The following is a 19,462-nucleotide window of genomic DNA, read 5'->3' on the forward strand; positions in this document are numbered from 1 at the left end:
ATATGAACTACCTACCTCAAGATTCTGCACCGCAGATGCCCTCGAACCGTTACGTGCTCCCCAGCTTTGAGGAACGTACCCCCTACGGTTATAAGCGTCAAGATCCGTACGCCAAGCTATTTGAGGATCGCATTATTTTCTTGGGTACCCAGGTTGATGACGCTTCGGCAGATGATATTATGGCTCAGCTTCTCGTGCTTGAGGCCCAAGACCCCGACCGCGATATTACCCTGTACATCAACTCTCCCGGTGGTTCTTTTACGGCAATGACCGCCATCTATGACACCATGCAGTTTATTCGCCCCGAGATTCAGACCGTATGCTTGGGTCAGGCTGCATCGGCTGCGGCAGTGCTTTTGGCTGCTGGAACCCCGGGTAAGCGTTTGGCTCTTCCGAATGCTCGCGTGCTTATTCACCAGCCCGCCCTAAGCGGACAGCAAGGCGGACAGGCATCTGACCTTGAGATTCACGCGAACGAAGTTATGCGTATGCGTGAGTGGACTGCACAAACCCTGGCTCTGCACTCCGGCAAGACCTATGAGGAAGTTGACCGTTCGATCGAGCGCGATAATATTCTAACTGCTGCTGCCGCTCAAGAATACGGTTTAGTGGATAAGGTACTGGATTCGCGTAAACTTAACAAGCCTGCTACCAATACTGCTACGTCGCACGATTAGAAATATGAGTGTAGTCCTTTCTGTTGTCTAAACGTATATACGATTACTATTAGGTGCCGCATCCTCAAAATTGAGGATGCGGCACCTATACGTTATACCCCAAAAAGTACATAAAACCTCAAGTTACACAGCGTCATAATTGTCAAATTACATAGAATACGACACGCCGCATCACAGTGACAGCCTGTCTTCACACCTCAGCGAAAAACTAGGGTAGCCTGGTAACAAGCACCTTGTGATAGCTTGCAAACACTCGTAGAAAGGAGAGGGCGCGTGGCTAACACCGACAACACCGGTGGTACGGAAGAAAACAAGAAGACTGTTGCTCCGGGTATGCGTTGCTCATTCTGTTCTAAGACGCGTACCCAGGTTTTCAAGATTGTGATCGGTCCGCATGTCTCCATTTGCGATGAATGTATTGCACTATGCAACGAGATTTTGCATGAGGAACGGCAAAAAACAAAGAAGCCGCAGACCAAAAAGATCAAGAAACTCTCCACTCCTCGCGAGATTTACAGCTATCTGCATGATTATGTGATCGGTCAAGATTCTGCAAAACGCACCTTGGCGGTGGCGGTCTATAACCACTACAAGCGCATCCATGACTTAAACAATCCGGTACTTCACTCCCGAACCCTTTCGGCAACTGCGGGTGAATCCGTAGACCTGGGAAAATCTAATATTCTGATGATTGGTCCCACCGGCAGCGGAAAAACTTATCTTGCGCAGTCTCTTGCAAAGAAGCTTGATGTTCCTTTCGCCATTGTCGACGCTACTACGCTCACCGAAGCTGGGTACGTTGGCGACGATGTCGAGAATATTCTGCTTCGACTCATTAATGCCGCCGACGGTGATGTCGAGAAGGCGCAGCACGGCATTATCTATATTGACGAAATCGATAAGATTGCCCGCAAAGGCGGAGAAAACCTATCTATTACCCGCGATGTCTCGGGGGAAGGCGTGCAGCAGGCGCTTTTGAAGATTATTGAAGGTACTCTGGCAACGGTTCCTCCAGAGGGCGGACGTAAACATCCGGCACATACCAATCTTGAGATTGAAACCTCAAATATTCTCTTTATTGTCGCTGGTGCTTTCGATGGGCTGGAAGACAGGATCCTAGCCCGCACCGATCGAACCAGTATAGGCTTTGGGGCCGAGCTGACCGCCGCACCGGATACTGATCAGACGCTTTCGCAGATCATGCCCGAAGATCTGACCCACTACGGTATCATCCCTGAGCTAATCGGTCGTTTGCCTGTGATCTCTACGTTGAAAGAACTCACCACCGAAGAGCTTGAACAGATTCTTACGAAGCCTAAAAATGCTTTGCTGAAGCAGTATAAGCATCTCTTTGCGCTTGATGGCGTTGAGCTTATCTTTGAAGATGATGCTTTGCACGCGGTCGCCGAGCTTGCAGAAACCCGTAAGACCGGGGCACGCGGGCTGCGCTCCATGATGGAGGGTATTCTGCAACCGATTATGTTTGAGGTTCCTGACCGTCAGGACGTTACCTCCGTGGTAATCACAGAAGATACCGTGCGCACTGGTGCTGAACCCGTATACGTTCTTGAGGCTGATGAAAAGTCCTCTAAGAGTGCTCGTACTCGCGCCAAGAAGAAGGCCGCGTAGGTTATTCGTGCAAGGTGAGAACCTGGCGGAATATTGGAGGTCTCGATGAGGTTTGAGCTTATACAATGATGAAAGGAAATACCCTCGTGACAACAACCGTTGATTTTTGGTTCGACCCTACCTGCCCGTGGTGTTGGATTACCTCGCGCTGGATTGGCGAGGTGCAGAAGGTGCGTGATATTCAGGTGCATTGGCGCCCATTCTCACTCGCTGTTCTGAACGAAGGACGCGAACTTGATCCTGGATACCGCGCTATGATCGACAACACCTGGGGCCCCGCCCGTGTAGTGGCTGCCGCCCGCGAACTCCACGGTGACGACGTTTTGAAGGCTCTCTACGATGCTCTGGGCGAGCAGATCCACCATCAGAAGAACATCTCTGAAGGAGACAAATTTTTGCCTGCTATTGAGGAAGCTCTCAAAGAAGCGAATTTGCCTGCGGACCTGATTCAGTACGCTACCACCGACGAATACGATACGCAGTTACGCGCCTCGACAGCAGATGCGCTTGATAAGGTCGGCGATGATGTTGGCGTGCCGCTTCTTGCGATTAACGATGTAGCTTTCTTCGGTCCCGTGCTCTCGCCCGCACCGCATGGTGAAGAAGCCGGTAAGGTCTTTGACGGTGCCGTAGCAATGGCATCGTATCCCGGGTTCTTTGAGCTCAAGCGCAGTCGTACCGTGGGACCTATCTTCCACGGCGAAGACGGGTAGTAGATTTACTATGTACTATAGCTGAGCCGTTACGCTTTCTCTGGAGGGGCGTAACGGCTCAGCTATGCGTATTTGAATTAGCTACTCGTTTGCTTTCGCCGAGAACCCCGATGCCGCAAACGAATATCGCGCATATGGAATGTGCGTGCAGCCGTATAGCTGACCGCCGCATCCGAGGTGAAACCCAGCATGGCAAAAACACTGACTCCAAGCTGGAAGAAAAGCGCGCTCAATGGCATATGCTGGTGCCCCCAGATAACACCGCCAGCGGTTACTGTAAAACTCACCGCAAGGAGCAAGAGAACCAGACGACGAGCCTTCGACGAGCCCCGGAGCGTACTCCAGAGCAGAAATAGGTGTACGAGAGAGAAGACAAGAGTTACCGCAAGAAGCACACCGCTCAGCACCGTCAAAAATGTTTGCCCCTGCTCCCCGGCAAGCAAGGCCGTAACTTCTTCACTCGCATCGCTTCTGAGTACCGTGCTGCGTAATTCCTGATGATTAATTACAGTCAGAACCGCGTTAGCAAGCTCTAAGAGAGTTGAAATAATCATCATCACAGAGGCTATCAGCAGACCCGCAGGCATCTCATAAGCTAGGTCATGAGCGCTCGCCAAGTTTAGGTCTTTAACCTGGCGCGGGTCTTTAACGCCCTCATTGCTCAGCGTGATAATAGGCAGCGCGCCGTCCGTACGAATTGTATCTCCACCACCGTTTCGAGAGTGGTAACCGGTCGAAAAATCTTCGATAATATCTACCCGTGTGCTCGGATGCGCATACTGAATAGACTCGACAATATAATCACGCTCAAAATCCGTATCGGCATCGATCCGATGCGTCACCTGCAGGGTGAAAAAGCTAAAGCCGACCCCTGAATCATAGGTTCCTGCCGCCAGCCAATCGACACGATGGCCACCGGGAAGCAGCCAGCCATCCGGAGTTCGCCAAAACCGCACATGATGGCGTTTCTCCGGGTTCCCGTCAACCTCCTGCTGATACGCAAAAGACTGTACTCGCCCAAAAATCTTGAGAGGAGATACCGGTGCTTCACTATAGGATTTTCGGGTAATTGTCGAAACAATAATCTTCCAGCTGGAACCCAAAGTGACTTCATCCGCGCGAGTCCAGCCAGCATCCTGCATCACCTGGTGAATTTGCTCTTCTGAGCCGATAATACCGATATTGACGGGGTCGCCTAATAATCCATCCGGGGTGCGGGTGCGCCCAATAAAATAGTCGGGAACATAGATGCGCGTCATGATCGCGTGAAATCGGGGGAGCGTCAAATAAGCGGTGACTGCCCAGAACGAAAGTGCAATCGGAATGCCCCACCACGAATGCCCCACGGTGTTAAGCAGAATCAGAACGGTAAGCACCACAGAGGCTATACCTGCCAGCGTGAAAAAAGCCGTATCCCAAATACCAACCCAGAAGGTCCTCGGAATAATATCCTTATGCTCGCCGCGCGACTCAAAGTCGCCCCGATACACTGGAGGAGATGTTGGAGGCGCGACCGTTACAGGTTTACTTGCCTTAACATGTTCTTCTGCTACACCCTCATTAATAATGTCAGAAGGTTTATGTGACATGGGGATTCCTTCTGCCTGCATAATCTGTGCGTTTGCGCGTTCGGCGCTTATGTGAATTCTACAGGCTACCATAGGGCGGTGTGCAATAGGGGCGTCGTTTCGCTGAACGTTCCCCACCATATAAAAAATGCTGGAGCGAAGAACCTAATTCTTCGCTCCAGCACGGAGTCTATGCCATGCGGCATATCCAGAAACCACGTGAGAATGTGGCTGTTCTAGAGAGACTACTCGGCAGCTTCTTCTACAACAAGCACTACATCACGAACTTCAAGTTCGCCTTCCGAAGGCACCAGAGAAACCTCGCGAGCGTTGCCTGCCGCCCGCAAATCCTCAAGACCAGACTGGATGCGCTCAAGCTGCTCCTGAGAGGCGGCAATCGTAGCAGACTCGACCTCGGTACGCTGCTTAACCTTTGCATCGCTCTTCGCCTTACGCAGACCGCCAAGTGCTTCTGCGACATCGGGAAGAACCTGCTTGAGGTTCTCAATCTGGGCGGGATTCACATCAGCAAGTACCCACTGTGCCGAAATACCGGCAGTTGGGTTGTTTGCTGCATACTCCGCCAATAATGCACCTTCAAGAACCGGCAGAGCCTGAGGCCAGGGTGCGCGGTGCACGCTGCCCGCACGCCACCACGACCAAATCTCTTCGGTCACAAACGGCAGGAAAGGCGCGAAGAGCCGCAGAAGCGCATCCAGAGTGGTGGCGAGAGCCGCCAGCACAGAAGCCTGCTCGGTCTCGCCACGAGCGCCGTAGGCGCGGTCTTTAATGAGTTCCACGAAATCGTCGGTGAAAGACCAGAAGAAACTCTCTGCAATCTGGAGGGCACGAGCGTATTCGTATTTCTCGAAAGCTGCAGTTGCTTCCTCAATGAGGTACGCCAAACGCACAAGCAGGGATCGGTCTAGTGCGTTCGTGAGTACTTGCCCCTGCGACTGCGAGGTAATCACCGATTTCTCGGTAGCACCCAAATTCAGCACGAACTTTGAGGCGTTGAGAAGTTTAATTGCCAGGCGGCGGCCGATCTTCATCTGACCTTCGTCATAAGCGGTATCAGCGCCCAAGCGGGCCGAGGCCGCCCAGTAGCGTACCGCATCCGAGCCGTATTTATCGAGTACGTCATGCGGGACGACAACATTGCCCTTGGACTTCGACATTTTCTTGCGGTCGGGGTCAAGAATCCATCCCGACAGTGCGGTGTTATACCAAGGTACAGAGGATGCAAGGGTCTCGGCGCGTACGGTGGTGGAGAAGAGCCAGGTACGAATAATATCGTGTCCCTGCGGGCGAAGGTTCATCGGGAAGGTCTTCGCGTGCAGTTCAGGATCTGTAGCCCAGCCGGTTGCAATTTGCGGGGTGAGTGAAGAAGTAGCCCATGTATCGAGAACATCTGGATCGGCAATAAATCCGCCAGGTACACCACGCTGGTCTTCCGAATATCCGGGGGCAGCCTGCGAGGCCGGATCCACCGGAAGCATATCCTCAGCCGGCAGAATCGGGTTCTCATAATCCGGCTCACCCTCAGCATCAAGCGGGTACCAGAGCGGGAACGGAACGCCGAAGAAACGCTGGCGGGAAATCAGCCAGTCGCCGTTAAGACCTTCCACCCAGTTTTCGTAGCGGCTGCGCATAAAGGAGGGAACCCAGTTGATTTCGCGTCCGCGCTCAATAAGCTTTTCGCGGCGCTCGGCGTCGCGACCACCGTTGCGAATATACCACTGGCGTGAAGCCACGATCTCAAGGGGCTTATCGCCCTTCTCATAGAACTTGACGGGGTGTTTAATCTTTTTCGGCTCACCCTCCATCTCGCCAGTTTCAACAAGCATTTCGACTACGGTCTTCTGACCGGTAAAGACGGTGGTGCCCGCCATGCGCTCGTAGCGTTCGCGGCCTTCGGCAGAGGTAATCCATTCGGGAGTCTCGCGGGAGAAACGGCCGTCACGCCCGATGAGGGCTCGGGTTGGAAGCTGCAACTCACGCCACCAGGTAACGTCGGTGGTATCACCAAAGGTACAGATCATAGCGATGCCGGCTCCCTTATCAGGCTGAGCCAGCGGATGCGCCATCACCTCGACCTCAACGCCGAATAGAGGAGAAATCACTTTCGTTCCGAAGAGCGGCTGATACCGTTCATCATCGGGATGCGCCACCAACGCCACACAGGAAGGCAACAGCTCGGGACGGGTAGTCTCAATCCAGACTTTTTCGCCATTTTCGCGGTGGAAGCTTATACGGTGGTAGGCTCCGTCGCGTTCCTTATCTTCAAGCTCGGCCTGCGCTACGGCGGTTCGGAAGGTAACGTCCCACATAGTCGGCGCCTCCGCCATATAAGCATTACCCGCCTCAAGGTCTTTGAGGAATGCAAGCTGTGAGACTTTGCGTGAATGCGCATCTATGGTGCGGTAGGTATGGGACCAGTCGACGGAAAGCCCCAGGGTTGTGAAAAGATGCTCGAAAACTTTCTCGTCTTCAACAGCGAGTTCTTCACATAGCTCAATGAAGTTATTGCGTGAAATACGTGGCCACTTTGCTTGGCTGCGGTCGGGTTTGGGTGAGCCATCGGCCTTGAGCGGAATCAGCTGGCGAAAATCTGGGTTATCGGGAACGGAAGGGTCGCACAGTACACCGTAGTAGTTTTGTACGCGACGTTCGGTGGGTAGACCGTTATCATCCCAGCCCAAAGGGTAGAAGACGTTCTTACCGCTCATACGCTGGTAGCGGGCAATGACGTCGGTTTGAGTGTAGGAGAACATGTGCCCCACATGGAGCGAGCCGGATGCGGTCGGCGGTGGGGTATCAATCGAATAGACCTGTTCGCGCGTCGTGTTCTCGTCGAAGGCGTAGGTTTTCTGCTGTGCCCAGCGCTCGGAGAGTTTGTCTTCGAGGCCTTCGAGCGCGGGACGATCAGGAACGTTAATCTGTGCGGGCGAGTCTGAGCCCTGAGTATTTTCAGCCATAGGGGCTATTTTCTCATACTTCATGGGCTGTGGCGGGTATCGCGTAGCATAGGTTGGCGTTTTACGTTGAGTGAGTTTATAGATATCCCGTATAGCGCAGAAATATCGGTTATTACGCACCGTATGCCTGTGTTTTGTACTCTGCTAATGCACGCTCAACTCGTGCAATAAGCTCGCGTTGCGAGGAGAGAAAACGGCGCTGTTCCCGGCGTGGAAGATGCGAAAAATAATGATAGAACTTTGGGTCCCGGTAGGTTTGCCCGAAGAGGAAATGTAGGTCGGAGCTCCAGGGGCGACGCGTTCTTGCACGGATTTGCTCGGCCCGAGTACGAAGCTGCTCGCGGCGGGTATAGAGAGCATCGCATTGTGCGCTGCGAGAGCGAAATGCTAAAAGATCCATAGGTATATCTGTAGTTTCCGTGCCTTATGTGAGGTATTTATCTATTCATCGTGTGTTACCTCTCGATTCCCTATCACAAGATACCGCATAAGAGTAGACTGGTGAATATCACACAGGAAAACTTTTTAAGGGACTTCCATGTTTGAGATATCAGCTCCTGTTATGACGGTACTTGCTCTTCATCTCGCGATCGTTGCGGTTTGCGTTTGGCATTTAACAACGCGAACCGGATACAACGAAGAGCGTCTGCATATGATACTTCCGCTTGTGCTTTTCTTGCCGGGAGCGGGGATTTTATACCTCATGTCAGCAAAAGCAGGAACCGTTCCTCCCGATACTACGAAGACGGGCAGCAGCTCTCGCCATTTTGAGCATCGTCTGGGTTTTCGCGACGGTAAACGTTCTAAATGGGGTTTTCCCCAGCGGAAACGCTAAAAATACTGCGTTGTGCACCTTTAAAGGCAAGGGTTCATGAGAGCGGGAAGAATCGATAATGCTATCTACTATCCCGCAGATGTGCGATGCGCGTGTGACTCTGTCAGCGCGTATTGCCTATCTTCCTATACGATAATTTTGTGTATGGCATCATAGATGAACAAGACTTTCACCACCGACGCGGAAAGGTAAGTTCATGATGCTAGACAATACTCGTATTCCTGCCAACCCGTTTGCCCCCAACGCTTGTGAAGGCAAAGTTGCCGTTGTAACAGGTGCCTCCAGCGGCATCGGTCGTGCAACAGTTGAACAGCTAACGGCTACCGGATGGACGGTTTATGCGCTTGCTCGCCGTACCGAACGTCTTCGCACGCTTGAAGCAGAGACCGGAGCGCATCCTATAACCTGTGACGTTACTGATGAATCGGCAGTAAACGCAGCTGCAAAGCAGATCATAACTGAGCACTCACAGCTTGATGCGCTGGTTAATATCGCTGGGGGAGCGATCGGTCTTGATCGTGTTACTGATGGAGATCCGGAAGACTACCTTGCGATGTACCGCCTGAATGTGCTCGGAATTCTACATACGGTGCGTGCCTTTGCTCCCGCACTGAGGGCTCACGGTCAGGGGAGTATTCTGAACCTGACCTCCACAGCAGCCGAAGGCGGTTATGAAGGAGGTGCAGGGTATAACGCCGCGAAATTCGGTGCTCGGGGACTTACCGAGGCTCTGCGCCTTGAGGAAGCTGATCACAATGTGCGCGTCATTGAGATTCGCCCGGGTATGGTGCATACAGAAGAATTTTCATTGAACCGCTTGGGGTCTGTGGAAGCTGCCGAAAAGGTATATGCCGGGGTACGGAACCCTCTGATGGCAGAGGACGTTGCTCAGACAGTAGTTTTCGCATTGAATATCCCTCACCATATCAATCTTGATCATGTGACTTTGCGCCCGCTTGCTCAGGCAAGCCAGTTCAAGGTCATCCGGTCTTCGTAGATATTTAAAGAGGTGTTACAGATACCGCGTGCAAAACTAAGGTGTCGCACGCGGTATCTGGCGTTCTTATTACTCCTTCAAGAGAAACCTGAGGTTTACTTCCAATATTTGTAATATATGCGCTATTGGTCTGATTTTAACGTGGATTAAGTAATGGTAAAAATAAATATTTGGTAACACTTTTGGGGTGGTGGTACAGTTTCTCATTGCAAGCCCCTCACGAATGCTAGTGTTAGGGCGTCACCGATAAATTGAGATGGGTCAATGAGTAACTGAATCTGGCACTCACATCACAGAAATATGCAGTAGCTCAACTCACATAACTTCAAAGAGGGAAACATGGCTCCAAAGAAGTCAACCCGTGTCTACGCACTCGCCGCCGCGACCGTTATTACAGCAGGAACGTTAAGCTATGTTCCTGCTACTTTTGCATCTGAAGCAGGCAACTCGACCGGTTCAGATACCTCCGCTACTGAATCAACACATGAGAATTCCTCATTGCCGCTTCAGACTATCCCTTGGGCAAAATCCAACGCATCTGCTCAACCGGCAGGTACTCAGGAAACCGCTTCTGCGGCCTCTACACAGGTGCCTGAACAGGGAAAACCGGTAAAATCCGAATCTCCGACCGCCTCTGAGACTGCTTCAGCCTCAACCCCTGAAACTAAGCCGTCTGAAACCCCTGCCGTCCCAGAACAGACCGAGAAAACCTCAAAGGCTACTCCCGGCGCAAAGGTAATCGGGGTTGAGAATGAGGGTGATGAAACCTCAGAGGGGCGCCAGAACGCTCCTAAGGTTTCTGTTGAATCCGCCACTATCTACACCGATAACGAATTTAGCCCTTTCACCGTGCGTGTCAGCGGTTTCTACGGTCCGCGCGTTGGTAGCTCTATAGAGGTTCGCATTCAGGAAGTAAATGCTCAAGGCCGCCCTGTAGGCGCCCCTCTTGCAACTGGTCGTGTCTCTGCCCAAGAACTCATTGATGGTACTGCTACCGCCACTGTGAACGTCAGCTCAAGCAGACTGAAAGGCAATAAGAGCTATGCAATTGTTGCTGTCAGTAACCCCGGCGGTAAAGATCACCTTGTAGCAGGTACCATCGTTGAGCTCAAGCAGCGCCGCGTTGCTCATACTGTAACGAGTGAGGCCCCGGCTCCTCAGGAATCTAGTAAGAAGGACGCCTCGACTGCCGCACCGGCGCAAACCGAGAATACCCAGGCGCCTAAGCCTACAGAGACAGTAACTCCCAAACCCCAAGAGTCTGCGGTTCCCACACCGAGCGCATCCACTGATACAGCGAAGAGCGAGGCTCCCAGCGCGTCTGAATCATCTAGTGCAACCCCCTCCAGTGCATCTGCTGAAGCTTCAGAGACCGCATCTGCTAACCCCTCCGCAACTCCTTCAGCTCCTGCCTCTGCATCGCCTGCAGAAGAAACCACAATGGATGTAGCGAATAAGGCTTCGCTGCGTGTCGATAGCGCACACTTCTCTGGCGATGCAGCAACTAACGTCGTTGTAGTCCGGGGTACTGGTTTTACCGGCGAACACGTCTCAGAAGGCGTTGAAGTTACTATCTTCGAATTGGATAGCGAAGGTAAAGCACAAGGCGAAGCCATCAAGAGCGTCTTTGTGAAACCCTCAGAAATTGTTGATGGTTCGTTCACTGCACAGCTGGAAGTTGAGGCTGCAAAGCTGCGTCCAGGGTACTCATACGGTATCGTCGCGATTAGCAATCCCAAGGGTGAAGAACATGTACAGGCATACACAGTAGCGATGGTTTCTGATGACTCGCACCCGGCACCCGGTGGTGAGGATAACAATGCCAACGTCGCCGCAACCCGCCCCGGCGCTAAGAAGGCTGGACACAACAACGGCGGACAAGGCGGTGCAGCTGCTCTGAACGGATCTGCAGAAGGCGATGCAGTACAAGCTGAACCGGACGCCAATACTGGTAATGCGCACAGTAACTTGAGCTCTGCCGCTACGACCTCAGCCAATAAGCGTAACCTGGCTCGTACCGGTGCTGACGGCGTTGTACTCTTCACGACGCTTGGCGGCTCAACGCTGGTGGCAGGTACCGCTCTCGTCGCGACTCGTCGTCGTAAGAAAGACAACGCATAAGAACCTCTGCGGTAGTCCGCAGGTTATCACATAGGGAAGCACACGAATTCCGTGTGTTGTGAATAGGTACAAGGATGGGTACCCGCATCGTACGGGTACCCATTCTTTATGCCCTTCTATAAGGTGGTAATTACCTTTATAGGTGAGTCGGGTTCTTCAGACGCGTACACTTGAGCTATGTCTGTTCTCAATATTCTTGCGACTTCTCACGGTACTGACTCTTCAGAAGGGCGCCAAGCGATTGCCCTCGTGCGCGCCGAGCTTCAAAAGCTACTTCATGAACGAAGCACGTCTGACGGGCGAGAATATAAAGTTCACGAAGCTTATGTAGACGTGCAGACACCGAGTGTAGATGAAGCCGCTCAAGCCTTACCGGATGGCGAGCCTTGTGTTATTGTGCCGGTTCTACTGTCCACAGGATTTCACACCCAGGTTGATCTAAGGCGCGCTGCCCGTACCAGCGGAGTTAAAGATATTCATATTGCTGCCTCTCTGGGGCCGGATGCGCGACTTGCCCATCTTCAGCGAACTCGGCTTGAGGAAGTTGGATGGCATGAAAAAATAGCTGCCGGTTCTGCCGCACCACCGATTGTTCAAGGGGCTGCGGGCTCATCCCGCCAAGATGGGCGAGCAGATATGCAGCGCGCCGCCGATTTGCTCGCAGAAGTTCTTCACACACCTACCAGAAATGCTTTTATCGCAGCAATTGAGCCGACAATAATTGATATAGCTCGTCAAGAGCAACCAAGGTTCGCGTCCCCGTACCTGCTTGCAGATGGATTTTTTGCCAAAAAGATGAGACGTGATATCGAGGCGGTTAGCGCTTCAACTATAGTGGCTGCACCGTTGGTATCCTCTCACGATATTGCCTCCGCACGCATTATTGCTCAGTGCGCTCTATCTCGTCTTGACGAGGCGTTGGTCGCCGCTACCGAGTAATACTCAAATACGGTAAAGCATATAAAATGGCTTCCGCCTTCGACAACTAGGAAAACGAAGACGGAAGCCACGTTGTATGCGCCAGAATTAGCGGATAATCAATCCGCTATGGAGCAAGTTTCTGAGCGGCAGAGAACTCAAGACGTGGATTGCTCACGCAGCCGTTCATGTACATGACTGATGAACTGATGCCGATCGTCGCGTGCATAATAGACGACCTCACCAATGACTGTAATAGCAGGTGATTTAACGTCTCGGCAGTCCTGAAGAGCTTGCTGCAAGGTCGTGACGATAACGCGCTCTTGGTCCGTGAACCCCCTCTCAATAGTGGCCAACGGCATATCGCTTTCAACACCGCGCAACATTATCTGCTCGATAGTATCCGGCAGAGTACGCACGCCCATCAGAAGCACCACGGTACCATGAGCGCGCAACGTTGAAACAACAGCTTGTATATCGGTTTCATCAAGCCCAGAATGGCCCGAAACGACAGTAAAGATCGACGATACTTTACGCAGAGTCACGGGGATAGAAGCTTGGGCGGGCACCGCAATAGCGCTAGTAATGCCCGGAATAACCTCAGCATCCAGTCCGGCTGCAAAACAAGCATCTAGCTCCTCAGCACCGCGACCGTATACATATGGATCGCCGCCTTTGAGCCGCACCACGGTTTTGCCTGCGAGTGCATAGTCAATCATGAGTTGCTGGATGCGTGACTGCGGCACCGCATGCTTACCGGGTACTTTGCCTACGTCAATGATCAGGGCGTTTGGAGCGTATTCGGCAAGCTCTTGTGGAGCTAAATGATCTAGCAGCACGACATCGGCTTCACCGAGCGCTCGAACAGCACGTAGAGTCAGCAAATCGAGAGCACCGGGACCGCCCCCGGCGATGTACACCTTACCGGGTACATCTGCCCGGGAGCTTGGAACTAAAGGCGCGTCTTGAGCAACACCCGCCGGAATATTGGCTAGAACCTCATCTATCGTCGCAAATTCGCGCGGTGGAAACGGCGGAATTTTAGGTGACATGGGCGGGTCCTTATGCGTTCGCTGGAACAGGATTATGCGCGCTGGGTGGGCCGACTGGGATTTTCGCTCCCGTCACCAGCACGGTATTGCCTTCACCCTTCTCTGCGGCAGCAATTTCCTCGGGCGTTGCTGGGCGAATCTGCTCACGTTCAAGAACAAACAGATGCGCTGCTTCATCGCTGCCATCGGACTCGTTGATGAAGGCGCGGAAGCGGCGCAGACGGCGTTCGTCTTTGAGGGTGGCAGCCCATTCGTCCTGGTAAGAATCCACGTGACGCTGCATATCTTGTTCCAGATCCTCGCAGACTCCCAAAGAATCTTCGATGAGTACGGATTGCAGATGGGCCAAACCATCACCGTGCTCATCGTCAAGGTCTTCAAGCCATCGGGCAGTGCGTTGTAGCTTATCCGCTGTGCGGATGTAGTACATGAGGTAGCGGTCGATGTAACGAACAACTTCTTCACTGGAGGCATCCTTGACGAACAAGCGCCCATGCGCCGGGTTCGCGCCGCCGTTACCACCAAGGTATAGGTTCCAGCCGTTGGTGGTGGCGATCAGGCCCACGTCTTTGCCCTGTGCTTCAGCACATTCACGGTTACAGCCGGAGACACCAAACTTGAACTTGTGGGGTGAACGCAGACCGCGGTAGCGATTCTCCAACTCGACGGCCATACCCACCGAGTCTTGAACACCGTAGCGGCACCAGGTTGAGCCAAGGCAGGATTTAACGTTACGCAGTGACTTGCCGTATGCCTGACCGGATTCGAATCCAGCATCAACCAGCCGCTCCCAAATGTAGGGCAGCTGCTCCAGTCGGGCGCCAAACATACCGATACGTTGCGCACCGGTGATCTTGACGTAGAGGTTGAACTCATCCGCAACGGCAGCAATGACGGCCAGTTTCTTAGCGGGAATTTCGCCTGCAGGGATGCGCGGCACAACCGAATAGGTGCCATTCTTCTGCATGTTTGCCAGAGCACGATCGTTGGTTTCCTGTAGGCCGCCGCGACCGGCATCGAGCACGTAGGAGTTGCGGAAAGATGAAAGAATGGATGCGACCGTTGGTTTGCAGATGGCACAGCCGTCGTCGCCGTGCCCAAAGCGTGCAATGACCGAATCGAAGTCGTCGAGGTTAGTAAGGCGTACCGCTTCTGCAAGCTCTGCGCGGGAGAAATCGAAGTGTTCGCACAGCGCCTTAGAGACGGTCATACCCATCTTTTTCATCTGCTGTTCGAGGGTTTTCTGTAGCATGGGCACACAGGAGCCGCACTGGGTGCCAGCCGTGGTACATGCCTTTAGGGCGGGTACGTCGTGGTTGCCGTCAACCACTGCCTGACGGACTTCGCCGAAGCTAATGTTGTTGCACGAGCAGAGAATGGCATCGTCGGGCAGCTCTGTATCGGGAATACCGTCGCCGCCACCTGCCGCCGTGAGATACACATTGGGCTCTGCCGGGAGTTCTCGTCCCAGCAGCGGCTTGAGGGAATCGAAAGGAGCGGTGTCTCCCACGAAAACGCCGCCGAGGAGAGTCTTGGCGTCGCCGCTAGTCACGATCTTCTGGTACATGCCGCGCGCGGGGTCTGCGAAGAGAATTTCGAGGCAGCCTTCCGTGGTGCCGCGGCGGTCACCGAAGCCTGCAACCTGTACGCCTGAGAATTTGAGTTTCGTGGCGATATCGAATTCTTCGACCTGAGCATCTTCGTTGCCGTTGAGCAGATTCTTGGCGACCGCATCCGCCATTGCGTTGGCGGGGGCAACCAGACCCCAGGTTCGTCCAAGTACGCAGGCTACTTCGCCGATAGCCCAGATATACTCGTCGCTTGTGTGGCATGCATTATTGACGAGAATACCACCGCGTTCGCCAGTCTCTAGTCCAGCGGCGCGTGCCAGCTCATCGTTGGGGCGAATACCTGCAGCGAAGACCACGAGGTCTGCATCAATCTGGTGAATAACGGCTTCGTCCGAGGTGGAATCTGCTACGGAGACCGAAATAACCTCGCCTGAGGCATCTTTGTTGATAGCGGATATGAACGCACCGGTTTCGATGTCGATCCCGGTTGCTTTGATCTGGGCGTTGACCGCATAACCGCCACCCTGATCGACCTCCACGGAGAGAAGCCACGGGGCAACATCAAGGATGGTGGGTTCGGCACCAAGGTCTTTGAGACCTTCTGCGGCTTCCAGCCCGAGAAGGCCTCCGCCGACAACAATACCGCGCGGTGCGCGCCCAAGTTTAGTCTGCAACCGTTCAACTTCGGAGACCATGTTTTTAACATCATCTGCGGTGCGGAATACATGGGCGCAATCTGCGTTAGGAATCGGAATGCGCACCGCACTTGAACCGGTAGCGAATACAAGCACATCGTAGGGGTAATCTACGCCGTCTGAACCTTTAACAACGCGCGAGTCACGGTTGAGTGATTCGCCACGGGTATTGTTAACCAGGTTGATCGTGGACTCGTCCCAGAGCGCTGGGTCGCCAAGGGTAAGGTCTTTGTCGGTATCTTTGAAAAGCTGTTCGATAGCAACGCGGTCGTACGGAATATACGGTTCATCATTGAGAACGGTAATGGTGTCAGAGGCGCGTCCAGCGTCTTGGGCACCTTCATGATAAGCGCGTACAAAACGCCATGCTGCGGGTCCTGCACCGACGACCAGAATATTACGGGCGGTGTTCCCAGGGCCGTTCTGAGACATATTTGTCCTTCCTAGTTATGTGTATACCGACTTCAGCAAAGAATGACCTGTCTCTAGGAACCGGCAATGCAGGAAAACCGGGAACAAACCTTGAGCCAGAACAACAAGAGTGTGGGATTATGTTGTTTTATACGCAGATTCTTGCTTGTAAAAAGTCGCTGTTTTTATCTTACACAGAGGCTATACGACGAAAGTGCCAAAATCGGTATTTTTGAGAAAAATTTTAAGGAAATTCCTTGAAATATCTAGGGATTAATGGGTGTTTTTGACCCTAAGGATTGTTGTTTTAGGTAAGCCTAAACTCCCTAAAGTGCTGTGTTTTTAAGGGTTTTTCAGACCTTTAGTAGCTTAGGTATGTCATATTTTTATCTGTGGTTTTTATAGGGTAGACTCCAAATAGAACACACAAGAAATACTTGTGCTCTCGTATGCCGCCTTCTGTCTATGCTGATTTGATATGTAGCTCTTGACTGTGACCGGTTGCATAGATAGCACCTGTCGAAAGGTAGAGCCGTATGACTGAAAATGCCGCCGTAGCATCTTCCTGGGTTCGCATCTGTCCCGAAAGTGAACTCGAAGAAAATTGGGGCGAGGTTGCCCTCGTCAAAGGTCAGCAGTATGCAATCTTTAAAACTAAGCATGGGTACTATGCATGCGATCATCGTGACCCTAATAGTCAGTCTCTTGTGATTGCTCGCGGCATTGTTGGAGAGAAAGACGGGCACTCAACTATCGCCTCGCCTCTTTATAAAGAGGTATACGATCTCACTACGGGTGAGTGTGTCTCAGGGGCTGACTATACGATTGGTGTGTACCCTCTAGAAGTGCGAGACGGCGATATTTACCTACAGGTCTAATTCTTAGAGTTTTGTTCTGTAACTTTTAGGCTACTCTCAGGTTGTGGGTACGAAAGTTCAGGGTCTTTTCAGACGCGGTTGTTACGGTGCAGAGTAATCACTCAAAAACATACGCATACTGAAAAGAGAAAACCAATGAATTCGCCATACACCACTTTCACCTCTACTCCTTCACGTCGCGCTACTCTTATTGGTTTTGGGGCTTTTGGGATTGCAACCCTCGCCGGATGCGCTCCCTCCGTCAAGAGTGTTCAAAACTCGCCGAGCAACAGCTCATCCTCTTCAAGCTCTAGCGCTTCGTCAACAAGTTCACCCAGCGACTCGACCTCACCGGAAGAGTACGCAAAGTTCGTTGCTGACTGGAATAAATATGTGGGAGACATAAAACTTCCGACTAAAGATAAAGGCGGTTATACTCCCGCAACCAACACCGAGCCTGCAAAGAACGTTCCCGAACCTGATATTGACGAGAATGCCATACGCCAGAAGACCCTGGAAGGCTCATATAAGGCTCTTGCCGCCTATGAGGCATCATTCCTGTACGCGGTTCTTACCGGAAATTCTGAATATGCGAAGAAACTTAGCCATGAAGATGATCCGAATCTTCGACCACAATTTGACTTGTATCGCGACATTTATAACGGTGGTGGCTGGATGGAAGGGTACGACCTCAAGTGTTGGATTCTTGATAAAAGGCCTACGGTAGTGTTCGAATCCGATATCGTGGCTGTTGCTTGGAATTATGGTGAAAAATTTGAAGCCTATAAAGCACACCTTAGTAAGGAAGAAGTGGCAGACCAGCCAGCAGATACAGCGGATAACATCTACATGGTGACCATCTACGATGGTGGGTCCTGGAAGTACGTCACCAATACCTATCTGAAGCAAAAATATCCTCAGCTTGTTGAAAGTGGCAACAGTTCTTCCTCCGCTACCTAGCTACATTACTCTTACGGTTTTAGCCGCAGAACTCTCTAAAGTAATTTTCAAAAATTCTTCTGGCTCCCCGAATACTTTCGGGGAGCCAGAAGATAATAATTATGTAAAAATCCTCGACTGTACATTCCTTGAACTAACCGGATACATTAAGAAGCTTTCTGCCGAGGGAATTTAATCCTCCATTTCTACCCAAAACGTTATATGTAGTAGCGATGTGGCAGATGCCTTCAACATCTCTTAACGTCATATGCCGAGTGGTCTTTAGCCTGTTGACGGCACTTTCTGGCGGCGAGCGCGCGAGACGAATAACGCCCCACACAGCAGCAGTCCCCAAATGAGGAAAAGGGGACTCCATAGGTAGGTATGCCCGGCTATGAGCGGGTTGCTTAGGGAAGCTTGACCAGTTACTACACGCTGCCACCCCGCAAAAGTCCCACGGCCGCCCCAGCCTATAAGCACTAAAACGCCAACCCAAGAAATAATGCGAACCCATGCGTGCGCAGGTGGTCGTAGATGGTCTATAAGCGGCACAAGTGCGCCCGTAACTTTGGCGATAAACACGGCAGCCAGTAAAAACCGCACCGGAACGTTACCCTCTTGCTGTAGTTCGACAGCCATCGGCCCCACGGTATCTAACAGCCACATCCCGCCGCACATCCAGTAAAAGCTGGGAGCGGCGTGCAATAAACCTGCGATGGCGGCTCCAATAAATAGTGGTGTGCCGGGAGGTTGCGTGCGGGTTTTCTTCATGCCCTCCAGTTTAGAAGTCGTCACTTGTTCCTGCTAGCAGGAAGCGTAAATATTGTCACAAAAATGATTTTTGTTCTATAGCCCCAAAAGTATTACTAATAGAACATAACGGATTGCTTTCTATGGAGAATTCCGAGATTCTGGGGCTTCCCGAATTAGCAACCGAGACGATTCTGCTTGCCGTGCACATGAAGAACGCGAGCTACACTTACCCGAGCAGAGCATTCAGGGGCTAGGGACTTCTGTTAAAAAAATTATGTTATTCAGACTCAATAACCCCTTATTTCAGAGGGGGCGCCGAACTGGTGCGGAAGGTCAGAAGTGCATCATTGAGGAAGGAAGTCGATGTGGGGAGACCCGTGAACTTTCCCACAGCATTCTGGGCGTGTTCTTCAGAGAAACAGGACGTCCCATGTGCTGTATAAACGCTAGATAAACGAAAATTTTTTCGTTGACAGAGCACGTAAAAATGCATATTTAGTGGATGCTGGCAAGAATGACCCCAATATCTAGTGTCGAGGGTTAATATTCAATTGAAAGTGCATGAAAACATTGAGTATATCTGTAAAAACATGCATTTACGACACGCCCGAGATGCGTCACAGAGGTTCTGAAGGCGGGTAAAAATTGGGTTTTTTGTAGCTTGCACCCGTAGCTGCAAACCCCATAGAATGTAGATGTTTGCAAAGACCCGGCGATCACCGGCGAGCAATTCGGAAGAACAGACCGC

At 52.1% G+C, this 19,462-nt stretch carries 14 protein-coding genes; 9 read left to right on the plus strand and 5 right to left on the minus strand.

The window, feature by feature from the left end:
- Positions 1-2: 2 nt before the first annotated feature.
- The 3 genes from HMPREF2554_RS05905 (at position 3) to HMPREF2554_RS05915 (ending at position 3,019) form a co-directional block, all read left to right on the plus strand.
- Positions 3-677: an ATP-dependent Clp protease proteolytic subunit gene (locus tag HMPREF2554_RS05905; RefSeq protein ID WP_013399208.1), complete on the plus strand. Its 675-nt coding sequence runs from the start codon at positions 3-5 to the stop codon at positions 675-677.
- A 333-nt stretch (positions 678-1,010) separates the two neighbouring features.
- Positions 1,011-2,306, plus strand: a complete 1,296-nt coding sequence (gene clpX / locus HMPREF2554_RS05910) for an ATP-dependent Clp protease ATP-binding subunit ClpX (RefSeq protein ID WP_041322136.1) — start codon at positions 1,011-1,013, stop codon at positions 2,304-2,306.
- 65 nt (positions 2,307-2,371) lie between these two features.
- Positions 2,372-3,019 carry a mycothiol-dependent nitroreductase Rv2466c family protein gene (locus tag HMPREF2554_RS05915; RefSeq protein WP_013399206.1) on the plus strand — a complete coding sequence of 216 codons (648 nt, stop codon included), beginning with the start codon at positions 2,372-2,374 and terminating at the stop codon, positions 3,017-3,019.
- 77 nt (positions 3,020-3,096) lie between these two features.
- Here HMPREF2554_RS05915 and HMPREF2554_RS05920 read toward each other — a convergent pair whose 3' ends face one another.
- Positions 3,097-4,680 (minus strand): LssY C-terminal domain-containing protein, encoded by a 1,584-nt coding sequence (locus tag HMPREF2554_RS05920; protein WP_246826021.1) that lies wholly within the window; start codon positions 4,678-4,680, stop codon positions 3,097-3,099.
- 152 nt (positions 4,681-4,832) lie between these two features.
- Positions 4,833-7,565, minus strand: coding sequence for a valine--tRNA ligase (valS, locus tag HMPREF2554_RS05925; RefSeq protein ID WP_070554377.1), 2,733 nt, complete (start codon positions 7,563-7,565; stop codon positions 4,833-4,835).
- A gap of 538 nt (positions 7,566-8,103) precedes the next feature.
- On the opposite strand from valS, the gene HMPREF2554_RS05935 reads away from it, so the two are divergent.
- The 4 genes from HMPREF2554_RS05935 to HMPREF2554_RS05950 all read left to right on the plus strand — a co-directional run bounded on the left by HMPREF2554_RS05935 (position 8,104) and on the right by HMPREF2554_RS05950 (position 12,457).
- Complete coding sequence (locus HMPREF2554_RS05935; protein WP_037230985.1) at positions 8,104-8,400, plus strand: hypothetical protein; 297 nt, start codon at positions 8,104-8,106, stop codon at positions 8,398-8,400.
- 199 nt (positions 8,401-8,599) lie between these two features.
- Entirely contained in the window at positions 8,600-9,397 is a 798-nt protein-coding gene (locus HMPREF2554_RS05940) for an SDR family oxidoreductase (RefSeq protein ID WP_070554508.1), read from the plus strand.
- A gap of 339 nt (positions 9,398-9,736) precedes the next feature.
- Positions 9,737-11,518, plus strand: coding sequence for an LPXTG cell wall anchor domain-containing protein (locus HMPREF2554_RS05945; protein ID WP_070554381.1), 1,782 nt, complete (start codon positions 9,737-9,739; stop codon positions 11,516-11,518).
- A 177-nt stretch (positions 11,519-11,695) separates the two neighbouring features.
- On the plus strand, positions 11,696-12,457 hold the full coding sequence (locus HMPREF2554_RS05950; protein WP_070554383.1) for a sirohydrochlorin chelatase: 762 nt from the start codon (positions 11,696-11,698) through the stop codon (positions 12,455-12,457).
- Between the two features lie 137 nt (positions 12,458-12,594).
- Here HMPREF2554_RS05950 and cobA read toward each other — a convergent pair whose 3' ends face one another.
- On the minus strand, positions 12,595-13,488 hold the full coding sequence (cobA, locus tag HMPREF2554_RS05955) for a uroporphyrinogen-III C-methyltransferase (protein ID WP_013399198.1): 894 nt from the start codon (positions 13,486-13,488) through the stop codon (positions 12,595-12,597).
- A 10-nt stretch (positions 13,489-13,498) separates the two neighbouring features.
- The gene (gene nirB / locus HMPREF2554_RS05960; protein WP_070554385.1) at positions 13,499-16,186 is read right to left on the minus strand and encodes a nitrite reductase large subunit NirB; all 2,688 of its coding nucleotides are present in this window, start codon (positions 16,184-16,186) and stop codon (positions 13,499-13,501) included.
- A 515-nt stretch (positions 16,187-16,701) separates the two neighbouring features.
- Here nirB and nirD point away from each other — a divergent pair.
- Positions 16,702-17,043 (plus strand): nitrite reductase small subunit NirD, encoded by a 342-nt coding sequence (gene nirD, locus HMPREF2554_RS05965; protein WP_004004830.1) that lies wholly within the window; start codon positions 16,702-16,704, stop codon positions 17,041-17,043.
- A gap of 135 nt (positions 17,044-17,178) precedes the next feature.
- Positions 17,179-17,982 (plus strand): DUF6318 family protein, encoded by an 804-nt coding sequence (locus HMPREF2554_RS05970; protein WP_013399195.1) that lies wholly within the window; start codon positions 17,179-17,181, stop codon positions 17,980-17,982.
- Positions 17,983-18,243: 261 nt separating this feature from the next.
- Here the strand turns inward: HMPREF2554_RS05970 and HMPREF2554_RS05975 are convergent, their stop codons facing one another.
- Positions 18,244-18,756, minus strand: a complete 513-nt coding sequence (locus HMPREF2554_RS05975) for a DUF3995 domain-containing protein (protein WP_244864731.1) — start codon at positions 18,754-18,756, stop codon at positions 18,244-18,246.
- Between the last annotated feature and the right edge of the window lie 706 nt (positions 18,757-19,462).

Origin of the sequence: Rothia sp. HMSC071F11, from assembly GCF_001809115.1 — a bacterium.
GTDB lineage: Bacteria > Actinomycetota > Actinomycetes > Actinomycetales > Micrococcaceae > Rothia > Rothia dentocariosa.